The following is an 11,768-nucleotide window of genomic DNA, read 5'->3' on the forward strand; positions in this document are numbered from 1 at the left end:
TGCCGCGCCGCCCGCCCCCTCGCCGGGCCGGGCCGCGCCGCCGTCCGCCGAGCGCCCGTCTACCCCAGGGACCGCCCCATGCCCTTCGCCCCGTTCGACTGGATCGACGAGGAGGCCCGCCGCCGGGCCGCCGCCGGACTCGTCCGCACCCTGCGCCCGCGCGGCGCCGGACCCCAGCCGCTGGACCTCGCGAGCAACGACTACCTCGGGCTGACCCGGCACCCGGAGGTCACCGCCGCCGCTGCCGCGGCCGCCCACCGCTGGGGGGCCGGGGCGACGGGGTCCCGGCTGGTCACCGGCTCCACCGCGCTCCACGCCGAACTGGAAGGCGGGCTCGCCGACTTCTGCGGTTTCGAGGCCGCCCTCGTGCTCTCCTCCGGATACGCCGCCAACCTCGCCGCCCTGACCGCGCTCGGCGGGCACGGCTCGCTCATCGTCTCCGACGCGGCCAACCACGCCTCGATCGTGGACGGCTGCCGGCTCTCCCGCGCCGCGACCGCCGTCGTCCCGCACGCCGACCCGGACGCCGTCGCCAAGGCGCTCCACGGCCATGAGGGCCGGGCGCTCGCCGTCACCGATTCGGTGTTCTCCGTCGACGGCGACGCCGCGCCGCTGCCCGCGCTCGCCGCCGTGTGCCGCTCCGCGAACGCCGCTCTGGTCGTGGACGACGCCCACGGCCTCGGCGTCCTCGGCGACGGCGGCCGGGGCGCGCTCGCCGCGGCGGGCCTGGCGGGCGGCGACGGGGTCGTCGCCACCCTCACCCTCTCCAAGTCGCTGGGCAGCCAGGGCGGAGCCGTCCTCGGACCGGCCCGGGTCATCGAGCACCTGGTCAACACCGCCCGTACGTTCATCTTCGACACCGGCCTCGCCCCGGCGGCGGTGGGCGGCGCGCTCGGCGCGCTCGGGGTGCTGCGCCGGGAGCCCGAACGGGCGGCCAGGGCACGGGAGGTCGCGGCCGCGCTGTACACCCGGCTCACCGCCGCCGGGCTGACCGCCGCCCGCCCCGACGCGGCCGTCGTCTCGGTGCGGGCGCCCTCGGCGGACGCGGCGGTGCGCTGGGCGGCCGACTGCCGTACGGCCGGGACGGCCGTGGGCTGCTTCCGCCCGCCGTCGGTTCCCGACGGGGTCTCCCGGCTGCGGCTGACGGCGCGCGCCGACCTGACCGAGGAGCAGATCACGGCCGCGGTGACCACGGTCGCCGCCACCGCTCCCCGGGAGGCGTCAGGGTGAGGAGCGGGCATGGTCGCGGCGGATACCGGCCATGAGGTCCCGGGAGCGCTCGGGCGACAGCGCCCGCTCCTGGAGAGCGCGGAAGGCCGCCCCGTACGTCCGCAGATCCTCCCGCCGCTCCAGGTAGAGGCCGCTGGTGAGGTGATCGAGGACGATCACGTCCAGATCGGCGGTGGCCGGGAAGGAGAAGATGGCGAAGGACGTCGTCAGCCCCGGGTAGCCGCCCGACGAGAAGGGCAGTAAGCGGACCGTGACGTGCGGCAGCCGGGACATCTCCTGAAGATGCCCCACCTGGTCCCGCATCACCGCCGGGCCGCCCACCTCGCGCCGCAGCACCGCCTCGTCCAGCACGGCGGTGAACCGGGGCGGCCGCGTCGCGCGCAGCACCCGCTGCCGGGTCAGCCGCACCTCCACCAGGGAGTCGAGGGAGTCCAGGGCCGCCGCCCGGTGGTCTGCCGTCCTATCCGGCGAAGTCCCGTCCGGCTCAGTCCCGTCCGGTGGGGCCCCGTCCAGCGAGGCCCGGATCACGGCCCTCGCGTACCCCGCGGTCTGGAGCAGTCCCGGAACCACCGAGGTCTCCAGCGTCCGGACCGCGTCGGCCTGCGACTCCAGACTGATGAAGTCGCCGAGGTGCGGCGGGATCAGCCCCCGGTAGGCGTGCCACCACCCCGGGCCGCCGCGGCCCGCCGACCCGGCGAGGACTTCCAGCAGAGCCCGTGACGGGGCGTCACGCACCCCGTAGACGTCCAGCAGCCGCGCCACGTCGCCCGAGGAGACCCCGCTGGCACCGGTCTCGATCCGGCTCACCTTCGACTGGTGCCAGCCCAGCAGGCGCGCCGCGTCCCGGCTGGTCAGCCCGGAGGCGTGGCGCAGGCTCCGCAGCTCCTCACCGAGTCTGCGCCTCCGTACGACGGGGCCGTGCGGCATACCGGTCTCCTTCCGCCTGGCGGGAGGACCCGGCCCTGTCGCCGGACCGGCCCGTGCCGGAACCGGCCCCGCAGGGAGGTCAGTGTGCCGCGCGCCCACGGCGTACGGGTTCCGAATTCACCGCTTCGGGCGACAGATATATGCACATCTTGGCCGAACACCGTTACAGGGAGCTGCATCAATGGCAGTCTGGCGCGAAGCACGATCCCGGTCGGCCGAGGGCCGACCGGGACGGGAAAGGGACGGCGTCGCCATGGCGGACCATCAGGAAGCAACCCTCACTCTGCCGAGCGATCCGGCGTCGGTCTCCTCGGCCCGCAGATACGTGGCCAGGACCCTGGCCGAGTGGGGACTGCCCGACGACACCGATTTCGCCGACACCATCCGGCTGATCGTCTCGGAGCTCGCCACCAACGCCGTCCAGCACACCTTCGGCCAGTCGCCCACCTTCACCGTGGACCTCCTCCTCGAACGGGACGAGGAGCTGCACCTCGGCGTGACGGACAGTCACCCCCGCTGGCCTCAGCGACTGCCCGCCGCCGTGCGCCAGGACAACGGCCGCGGCATGGTCATCATCCGGAGCCTGGCCAAGGAGCGCGGCGGGCGCCTCCAGGTCACGCCGACCGCCGAGGGCGGGAAGACGGTCTGGATCGTGCTGCCCTGGGCGGTCACGGTCCAGAGCTGACCCGGGGCCGCCGCCGCGCCGAGATCGCCGGGGAGCGGCGAGGCCGCCGGGTGAGCGGCGGGCGGCCCGCGAAGGTGCGCGCACCGCCCGTGCCGCCCGCGTCCTCCGCACGGGAAGACTCTCCGGCCGGTGGGTCAGCGGACCCGTCCGTACCAGACGCTCTTGGACCAGATCTTCGCCAGTCGCACCACGTCCCCCGACTTCGGGGAGTGCCAGATCTTCCCGGCCCCGGCGTAGATGCCCACGTGGTAGACGCCCCGCCGCGAGTGGAAGAAGACGAGGTCGCCGCGCTTGCGGTCCGACTTCGGGATGTGGCGGGTCTTGTTGTACTGCTGCTGGGCCGTGCGGGGGAGCTTCTTCCCGGCCTTCTTGAACGAGTAGGCCGTCAGCCCGGAACAGTCGAAACGGCTCGGACCGGCCGCTCCGTACTTGTACGGAGCCCCCTTCTTCGACGCGGCGACCTTGAGCGCCTTCGTCGAGTGGGTGGCGGCCTCGGCCTCGTGCACCAGGCCGGGCGCCAGCATCGTGGACGTCACCGCGAGGGTGAGCACCGAGGCCGTACCGACCCGGGCGAACAGAGACGGGACATGAACCTGCGCAGGCATGCGCAACCCTTCGTCAGCCGCCTGTGAAGGATGACCTGTCGGGTTCGGGCTGGCGAAGTCGCCCGGCCGCTACGCGGCTTCACCCCGAGGGCTTTCCGGTCTCCCGGTCGGCCCGTTGTGCTCGGGTCCTCCACTCCTGCCGATCCACTTCTGTCGACCAGTCATCCGCGCGGCGGCAGGACTCGGCGTCCGCCCGGACCGCCCCGCCGCGGCGGCGGGGGCTTGTCGTCCCAGGGATCTTGACCTACTCACCGCCGGATTTCCGAGCTGAAACGGTGATTTGTGAGTCTCCTCACCACTGATCCATTCGGGTGGACAGGGCGATTCGGACACCGCCGACGAGCCCTCCGCGGCGCCCCGCACCAGCGAAGAAGGCGGACATTCCGAGTACGGCGCGGACGCCGGGCGCAAGTCGGGCCGTCGCTCGCGCGAGTGATCCCGTACGCCGAACGAGCGAGGAAATTCGATCGCCACACCGGGCGTGTCACGCGGTGCGACGGCGGCGGCCGTCCCGTAGGGGCCCGGCCGGGGGTGATCCCGGGCGGTTCGGCATCGCCGCCGAGCACCCCGGCCCCGGGGACCGGGACGCCTGATACCCGGCCGCCGCGCGGGTCCGTATACGACGCGCGGCCGGGACGGCGGAGAACGGGTGAAGCCGTCCGTGTCCCACGGCCGCGCAAAAGATCAGTTAACGCAACGGAAAAACTTCCGCCCTAACGTGCAATACCTGGTCGCGAGGTCCGGATTCCCCGTTCAACGAACTGTTGAAGGCGGATAGGGTCCCGCTGCGCCCGGAGCCAGGAACCGGGCGGTGGACGATGAGGTGGAAGCGTGCAACTGACCCCGCACGAGCAGGAACGCCTGCTCATCCATGTGGCCGCCGACGTGGCCGAGAAGCGCCGGGCACGCGGGCTGCGGCTCAACCACCCCGAGGCCGTCGCCCTCATCACCGCCCACCTCCTGGAAGGCGCCCGGGACGGTCGTACGGTGGCCGAACTCATGGTGTCCGGCCGCGCCGTGCTCACCCGGGACGAGGTCATGGACGGCATCCCCGAGATGCTCCACGACGTCCAGGTCGAGGCCACCTTCCCGGACGGCACCAAGCTGGTCACCGTCCACGACCCGATCGTCTGACGGGCGGCCGCCGATGATTCCCGGAGAGATCCTGTACGGGGACGGGGACATCCCCCTCAACGAGGGCCGGAGCGTCACCCGCCTCACCGTCCTCAACGCCGCCGACCGGCCCGTCCAGGTCGGCTCCCACTACCACTTCGCCGAGGCCAACCCCGGGCTGCGCTTCGACCGGGCGGCCGCGCACGGACGGCGCCTGCACATCGCGGCCGGTACGGCGGTCCGCTTCGAACCCGGCATCCCCGTCGACGTCGAACTCGTCCCCCTCACCGGCCGCCGGGTCGTCCCCGGCCTGCGCGGCGAAACCGGAGGTTCCCTCGATGCCTGACCTCAGCAGGGCCGTGTACGCGGACCTCTTCGGCCCCACCACCGGCGACCGCATCCGGCTCGCCGACACCGACCTGCTGGTCGAGATCGAGGAGGACCGCTCCGGCGGCCCCGGACACGCGGGCGACGAGGCGGTCTTCGGCGGCGGCAAGGTGATCCGCGAGTCCATGGGACAGGCCCGCACCACCCGGGCCGAGGGTGCTCCCGACACCGTCGTCACCGGGGCCGTCGTCATCGACCACTGGGGCATCGTCAAGGCCGACATCGGCATCCGCGACGGCCGGATCACCGGCATCGGCAAGGCCGGCAACCCCGACACCATGGACGGGGTCCACCCCGACCTGGTGATCGGACCGGAGACCGAGATCATCGCGGGCAACGGGAAACTGCTCACCGCCGGAGCGGTCGACGCCCACGTCCACTTCATCTCGCCCACCCTCATCGACCAGGCGCTCTCCAGCGGCATCACCACGCTCGTCGGCGGCGGCACCGGACCCGCCGAGGGCTCCAAGGCCACCACCATCACCCCCGGCCCCTGGCACCTGGCCCGGATGTTCGAGGCCCTGGACGGCCTCCCCGTCAACATCGGGCTGCTGGGCAAGGGGAACACCATGTCCCGCGACGCCATGTACTCCCAACTGCGCGGCGGAGCCCTGGGGTTCAAGATCCACGAGGACTGGGGGGCCACCCCGGCGGCCATCGACGCCTGCCTCACCGTCTGCGAGGAGACCGGCGCCCAGCTCGCCATCCACACCGACACCCTCAACGAGGCCGGGTTCGTCGCCGACACCCTCGCCGCCATCGCCGGGCGCACCATCCACGCCTACCACACCGAGGGGGCGGGCGGCGGACACGCGCCCGACATCATCACCGTCGTCTCCGAGCCCCACGTCCTGCCCAGCTCCACCAACCCGACCCGCCCGCACACCGTCAACACCATCGAGGAACACCTCGACATGCTGATGGTCTGCCACCACCTCAACCCCGCCGTGCCCGAGGACCTCGCGTTCGCGGAGTCCCGTATCCGGCCCTCCACCATCGCGGCCGAGGACATCCTCCACGACCTCGGGGCCATCTCGATCATCTCCTCGGACTCGCAGGCCATGGGCCGGATCGGCGAGGTGATCCTGCGGACCTGGCAGACCGCCCACGTGATGAAGAAGCGGCGGGGCGCCCTGCCCGGCGACGGACGGGCCGACAACCACCGGGTCCGTCGCTATGTCGCCAAATACACCATCAATCCGGCCGTGGCCCAGGGCATGGACCGGGAGATCGGTTCGGTGGAGACCGGCAAGCTGGCCGACCTCGTGCTCTGGGACCCCGCCTTCTTCGGCGTCAAACCGCAGACCGTCATCAAGGGCGGCCAGATCGCCTACGCGCAGATGGGCGACGCCAACGCCTCCATCCCCACGCCCCAGCCGGTCCTGCCCCGGCCGATGTTCGGCGCGCTGGGCCGGGCGGCCTCCCAGGGCTCCGTCAACTTCGTCTCCACGGCCGCGATCGAGGACGGCCTGCCCGAACGCCTCGCCCTGCACAAGCGGTTCACGCCGATCACCAGCACCCGGAGGGTCACCAAGGCGGACATGCGGGAGAACGACGCCCTGACCCGCGTCCACGTCGACCCCGACAGCTTCGCCGTCACCATCGACGGCGAACCGGTCGAGCCCGCGCCCGCGGCGGAACTGCCCATGGCCCAGCGCTACTTCCTCTTCTGAGCCGGAGCGGACCACCACCCATGTCCCGCGCAGCCCTCCTCGTCCTCGCCGACGGCCGGTTCCCCGCCGGCGGCCACGCCCACTCCGGTGGCGCCGAACCGGCCGTCGGCGAGGGGCGCGTCCACGACGCCGACACCCTCGCCGCCTTCTGCCGGGGCCGTCTGCACACCACCGGGCTCACCTCCGCCGCCCTCGCCGCGGCGGCCGCCCGCGGTCTCGACCCGCTCGCCCTGGACGAGGCCGCCGACGCCCGGACACCCTCACCCGCCCTGCGGGCCACCGCCCGCAAGCTGGGCCGCCAGATGATGCGGGCCGCCCGCGCCACCTGGCCCAGCCCCGCGCTCGCCGAGCTCGCCGCGGCCCGGCCGCGCGGCGCCCACCAGCCCGTCGTCCTCGGGCTCGCGGCGCGGGCGGCGGGACTCGGGCCCGAGGACGCCGCGCACTGCGTCGCCTACGAGACCGTCAGCGGCCCGGCCACCGCCGTCGTCCGGCTGCTCTCCCTGGACCCCTTCCACGCCACCGCCGTACTCGCCCGGCTCACCCCCGAACTGGACCAGGTCGCCGCACGGGCCGCCGAGGCCGCCCGGCAGGGCATCGACGCCCTGCCCGCCGCCTCCGCCCCGCTGCTCGACATCACCGCCGAGGCCCACGCCGCCTGGCCCGTCCGCCTCTTCGCCTCGTAACCCGCACCCACTGGAGTCCCCATGCACCTCGGCCACACCCACGACGGCCCCGCGGCCGTCGGCGCCGACGCCACCCGCCCCGACGGCACCCGGCGCGCCCTGCGCATCGGCCTCGGCGGACCCGTCGGCTCCGGCAAGACCGCCACCGTCGCCGCCCTCTGCCGCGCCCTGCGCGACCGGTTCTCCATCGCCGTCGTCACCAACGACATCTACACCCGCGAGGACGCCGACTTCCTGCTGAACAACGCCGTCCTGCCGCCCGAGCGCATCCAGGCCGTCGAGACCGGCGCCTGCCCGCACACCGCGATCCGCGACGACATCTCCGCCAACCTCGAAGCCGTCGAGGACCTGGAGGACGCGGTCGGACCGCTCGACCTGATCCTCGTCGAGTCCGGCGGGGACAACCTCACCGCCACCTTCTCCAAGGGACTCGTCGACGCCCAGATCTTCGTCATCGACGTCGCGGGCGGCGACGACATCCCCCGCAAGGGCGGCCCCGGCGTCACCACCGCCGACCTGCTGGTCGTCAACAAGACCGACCTCGCCCCGTACGTCGGCTCCGACCTGGAGCGGATGGCCCTGGACGCCAAACGGCAGCGCGGTGAACTCCCGGTCGTCCTCACCTCGTTGACCTCGGCGGAGGGTGTCGGACCGGTCGCCGGCTGGGTCCGAGCCCAGCTCGCCGCCTGGACGGCGTGAGCGTCCGCGCCACGGCGCGGATCGCCGCCGGGCCCGACGGGCGGGGCGGCACCGCCCTGCCCGTCCTGGAGAGCGCCGGACCGCTCGCGCTGCGCCGCACCCGCTCCCGCTGCCCCGGCCGCGCCCGCGTCACCGTCGTCGGCGCGATGAGCGCGCCCCTGAACGGCGACCACCTGGCCGTCGAGGGGCGCGTTACCGACGGCGCCCGGCTGACCGTCGACGCGGCGGCCGCCACCGTCGCGCTGCCCGGCCCCCGGGCGGACGGCGAGAGCGCCACGTACACCGTGGACCTGAGCGTGGGGGAGGGGGCCGCCCTGCACTGGCTGCCCGAACAGCTGGTCTCCGCCCACGGCAGCGACCTCCGCCAGCTCACCCGGGTGGAACTCGCCGCCACCGGACGCCTGCTGCTGCGCGAGGAACAGGTACTCGGCCGCCACGGCGAACCCACCGGCGCGCTCACCACCCGGCTCACCGTCCACCGTGCGGGCCGCCCCCTGCTCGACCAGCAGCTGGCGTACGGGCCGGGCGCCCCCGACGGCTGGGACGGCCCCGCGGTGCTCGCAGGCCACCGGGCGGTGGGCCAACTGCTCCTGGCCGACCCGTCGTTCGAGGAAACCCCGCTGCCCGCCCGGCTGCTCGGGCCCACCGCCGCCCTCACCCCGCTCGCCGGCCCCGCCGTCCTGGTGACCGCCGTGGCGGCCGACGCCCGGCTGCTGCGCGGGATCCTGGACGAGGCGGCGCACGAACTGCTGGACGGCCTGAAGGCCGTCCAGCGCGGAGGCTGAGTCCGTTCAGCGGACGTTCTTCACCGGTTATGGGTTCGGTAAAGAAACAGATGTACGCCCTGGCCTCCGCGACCCCGGTGCCGCGAGGATTCCCCGGACACACCGATGACCACGTCGCCGACGGCGACGATCGGACGAAGGGGGAAGTTCCACGTGCGACGTACCACTGTGCTCGGCTCGGCCGGGGCACTCGTCGCGGGCACGCTCATAGCCGGAGCGCTGGCCGCGCCCGCGGCCGGAGCCCAGACCCGCCACCACGACAGGGGCGGCCCCGAGGCGCGCGGGGTCGCCCTCGCCGCGCAGCGGGCGGAGCGGGCCGGGATCGACTGGCAGGACTGCCCGCCGGACTGGGGACTGACCGCCCCCATCCAGTGCGGCTGGGTCACCGTCCCGCTCGACTACGCCAAGCCGGACGGACGGAAGATCAAGCTCGCCGTCGACCGGCACGTCAGCACCGGCACCCAGGGCGAGCGCCAGGGCGCGCTGCTCTACAACCCGGGCGGCCCCGGCGGTTCCGGGATGCGGTTCCCGACCCGGGTCACCACCAAGAACCCGCTCTGGACCAAGACCGCGAAGGCGTACGACTTCGTCGGCTTCGACCCGCGCGGGGTGGGCCGTTCCACGCCCATCTCCTGTGCCGACCCGCAGGAGTTCGTGAAGGCGCCCAAGGCCGACCCGGTGCCCGACGACGAGGCCGACAAGAGGGCGCAGCGCAAGCTGGCCCGCGAGTACGCCGAGGGGTGCGCGGAGCGCAGCGGCTGGATGCTGCCGCACATGACCACCCCCGACACCGCCCGCGACCTGGACGTCATCCGGGCCGCGCTCGGCGAGAAGAAGCTCAACTTCCTCGGCGTCTCCTACGGCACCTACCTCGGCGCCGTCTACGCCACCCTCTTCCCCGCCCACGTACGGCGCCTGGTCGTCGACAGCGTGGTGGACCCCTCGCAGGACAGCATCTGGTACCGGGCGAACCTCGGACAGAACGTCGCCTTCCAGACGCGCTGGGAGGACTGGAAGGCCTGGGTGGCGCGGCACGACTCCGTCTACGGGATCGGCGACACCCCGCGGAAGGTGGAGAAGGCGTGGCGCGAGCTGCGCGCGGCGGCCAAGAGGGAGCCGATCGGCGGGCTCGTGGGACCCGCCGAGCTGACCGGCTTCTTCCAAAACGCGCCGTACTACGACTCCGCCTGGGCCTCCACCGCGAAGACGTGGAGCGCCTACCGGGCCGGTGACACCCAGGCGCTCGTCGACGCCGCCGCCCCCGACCCGGACGACCGCGCGGGCAACGCCGCCGCCGAGAACGGCAACGCCGTCTACACCGCCGTCGAGTGCGCGGACGCCACCTGGCCCACGGACTGGCGCACCTGGGACCGTGACCACACCCGGCTCCACCGCGACCACCCGTTCATCACCTGGTCCAACGCCTGGATGAACCTGCCCTGCGCCACCTGGCCCGCCAAGCAGCGGACCCCGGTGGAGGTCAGGAGCGGCAAGGGACTGCCGCCGGTCCTCATCGTGCAGGCCGAGCGCGACGCCGCCACCCCCTACGAGGGCGCCGCCGAGCTCCAGCGGCGGTTCAAGGGGTCGCGGCTCATCACCGAGAAGGACGCCGGGTCCCACGGCGTCACCGGACTGGTCAACCCGTGCGTCAACGAGCGGGTGGACACCTATCTGCTCACCGGGAAGACCGGACGGCGCGACGTGACGTGCTCCCCGCACGCCACGCCGAAGCCGTAGGGAGTGTCCGCAGGGCCGGGACCGCTCAGCGGCGGTCCCGGCCGTACGCCGCCGGCCGGGCGTCCCGCGCCGCGTCGGAGCTCCGCCGCCCGCCCGGACCAGCCGGGCTCTGCCGCGGGCCGGTCCGCGCTCAGCGCCGCAGCTTCGGGAACTTCCGCGGCGGTGCGGCCTCCTGCTCGGCCGCCTTCACCTTCGCCGCGTACTCGTCCACGTACTCCTGACCGGACAGGGCGAGGATCGCGTACATGATCTCGTCCGTGACCGCCCGGATCGCGGCCTTCTGGTTCTCCAGGCCCGCGTAGCGCGAGAAGTCCAGGGGCTCCCCGAAGCGGATCGCCACCCGCTTGATCTTCGGCAGGACCTGGCCCGGCGGCTGGATCTCGAAGGTGCCGACCATCGCGCAGGGGATCACCGGAACGCCCGCGGTGATCGCCATCACCGCCACCCCGACCTTGCCCTTGTAGAGCCGTCCGTCGTGCGAGCGGGTGCCCTCCGGGTAGATCCCCAGCAGCTCGCCCTTGCCGAGCACCCCCAGCCCCTCGCGGATCGCCGCCTGTCCGGCGTCCTTGCCCGACCGGTCCACCGGGATCTGCCCCGCGCTGTGGAAGAACGCGGCCGTCAGCCGCCCCTTGAGCCCCGGGCCCGTGAAGTACTCGGCCTTCGCCAGGAAGGTGATGCGCCGCTTGAGGATGGCGGGCATGAGGAAGTGGTCGGAGAAGGAGAGGTGGTTGCCCGCGACGATCGCCGCGCCCTCCTCGGGGATGTTCTCCAGCCCCTCGATCCGGGGACGGAACAGCACCCGCAGCAGGGGCCCCAGCACGACATACTTCAGGACGTAATAAAACACCTTGTGGGTGCTCCTCGCTCTGCCGGGTCGGCGTCAGGGCTTACCGCCGGTCACCGTCGTGCCGGGGACCCACAGCGTAGATCCCCGGCGCCACCGTGCGACCGTAGCGGACCGATCTTCCGGCTCGTACCCCGCACCCGGCGCGAGCAGGCACCGTCCGTCGTGGACCGGGCGGTCAGGTGTCCTGGGTGGCCAGCATGCCGAGGGTGCACAGCCCCAGCACCACCCAGCCGAACCAGAGCCAGCCGCTGCTGCCGAGGGCCACCGTGTAGGCGGTGGTCACCACCAGGGCCCCGGCGGTCAGGTATCCCATGGTCTTCGTCGATCCGGACATGCGCGTACCCTCCTCGTCGGCCGCGCGGCCGTTCACCCCATGGTCACCCCGGATACACCTCCG

Annotated in this window: 13 protein-coding genes and 1 riboswitch; of the genes, 9 read left to right on the forward strand and 4 right to left on the reverse strand. The window is 73.4% G+C overall.

The features are described from left to right. The first annotated feature begins 78 nt into the window (after window positions 1–78). Entirely contained in the window at window positions 79–1,230 is a 1,152-nt protein-coding gene (locus ACIRRU_RS15020; RefSeq protein ID WP_403680099.1) for an 8-amino-7-oxononanoate synthase, read from the forward strand. Here ACIRRU_RS15020 and ACIRRU_RS15025 read toward each other — a convergent pair. Further along, window positions 1,222–2,157, reverse strand: coding sequence for a helix-turn-helix domain-containing protein (locus tag ACIRRU_RS15025; RefSeq protein ID WP_403680102.1), 936 nt, complete (start codon window positions 2,155–2,157; stop codon window positions 1,222–1,224). The genes ACIRRU_RS15020 and ACIRRU_RS15025 overlap by 9 nt on opposite strands. 253 nt (window positions 2,158–2,410) lie before the next feature. Here ACIRRU_RS15025 and ACIRRU_RS15030 point away from each other — a divergent pair, with 253 nt between their 5' ends. Beyond that, window positions 2,411–2,842, forward strand: a complete 432-nt coding sequence (locus ACIRRU_RS15030; protein ID WP_363202277.1) for an ATP-binding protein — start codon at window positions 2,411–2,413, stop codon at window positions 2,840–2,842. Between the two features lie 134 nt (window positions 2,843–2,976). On the opposite strand, the gene ACIRRU_RS15035 is transcribed toward ACIRRU_RS15030, so the two are convergent. After that, the gene (locus ACIRRU_RS15035; RefSeq protein WP_403680105.1) at window positions 2,977–3,447 is read right to left on the reverse strand and encodes a C40 family peptidase; all 471 of its coding nucleotides are present in this window, start codon (window positions 3,445–3,447) and stop codon (window positions 2,977–2,979) included. Between the two features lie 3 nt (window positions 3,448–3,450). Then, a riboswitch (cyclic di-AMP (ydaO/yuaA leader) is annotated at window positions 3,451–3,613 on the reverse strand. Between the two features lie 665 nt (window positions 3,614–4,278). On the opposite strand from ACIRRU_RS15035, the gene ACIRRU_RS15040 reads away from it, so the two are divergent. From ACIRRU_RS15040 to ACIRRU_RS15070, 7 genes are all read left to right on the forward strand, one after another. Then, a complete protein-coding gene (locus tag ACIRRU_RS15040; RefSeq protein ID WP_403680108.1) occupies window positions 4,279–4,581 on the forward strand; it encodes an urease subunit gamma in 303 nt (100 codons plus the stop codon). A 13-nt stretch (window positions 4,582–4,594) separates the two neighbouring features. After that, a complete protein-coding gene (locus ACIRRU_RS15045; RefSeq protein WP_403680111.1) occupies window positions 4,595–4,906 on the forward strand; it encodes an urease subunit beta in 312 nt (103 codons plus the stop codon). Next, window positions 4,899–6,620, forward strand: coding sequence for an urease subunit alpha (locus ACIRRU_RS15050; protein ID WP_403680113.1), 1,722 nt, complete (start codon window positions 4,899–4,901; stop codon window positions 6,618–6,620). The genes ACIRRU_RS15045 and ACIRRU_RS15050 overlap by 8 nt, the downstream gene beginning before the upstream one ends. A gap of 20 nt (window positions 6,621–6,640) precedes the next feature. After that, a complete protein-coding gene (locus ACIRRU_RS15055; protein WP_403680116.1) occupies window positions 6,641–7,303 on the forward strand; it encodes an urease accessory protein UreF in 663 nt (220 codons plus the stop codon). 21 nt (window positions 7,304–7,324) lie between these two features. Further along, window positions 7,325–8,002, forward strand: a complete 678-nt coding sequence (gene ureG, locus ACIRRU_RS15060) for an urease accessory protein UreG (RefSeq protein ID WP_403680119.1) — start codon at window positions 7,325–7,327, stop codon at window positions 8,000–8,002. Then, a complete protein-coding gene (locus tag ACIRRU_RS15065; RefSeq protein WP_403680121.1) occupies window positions 7,999–8,787 on the forward strand; it encodes an urease accessory protein UreD in 789 nt (262 codons plus the stop codon). The genes ureG and ACIRRU_RS15065 overlap by 4 nt, the downstream gene beginning before the upstream one ends. Window positions 8,788–8,940: 153 nt before the next feature. Next, entirely contained in the window at window positions 8,941–10,524 is a 1,584-nt protein-coding gene (locus ACIRRU_RS15070) for an alpha/beta hydrolase (protein WP_403680123.1), read from the forward strand. A 130-nt stretch (window positions 10,525–10,654) separates the two neighbouring features. On the opposite strand, the gene ACIRRU_RS15075 is transcribed toward ACIRRU_RS15070, so the two are convergent. Then, window positions 10,655–11,371: a lysophospholipid acyltransferase family protein gene (locus ACIRRU_RS15075; RefSeq protein ID WP_363202286.1), complete on the reverse strand. Its 717-nt coding sequence runs from the start codon at window positions 11,369–11,371 to the stop codon at window positions 10,655–10,657. Between the two features lie 175 nt (window positions 11,372–11,546). Next, complete coding sequence (locus ACIRRU_RS15080; RefSeq protein ID WP_363202287.1) at window positions 11,547–11,705, reverse strand: hypothetical protein; 159 nt, start codon at window positions 11,703–11,705, stop codon at window positions 11,547–11,549. Window positions 11,706–11,768 lie beyond the last annotated feature (63 nt).

The sequence above is a fragment of the Streptomyces sp. NPDC101181 genome (assembly GCF_044767975.1).
GTDB lineage: Bacteria > Actinomycetota > Actinomycetes > Streptomycetales > Streptomycetaceae > Streptomyces.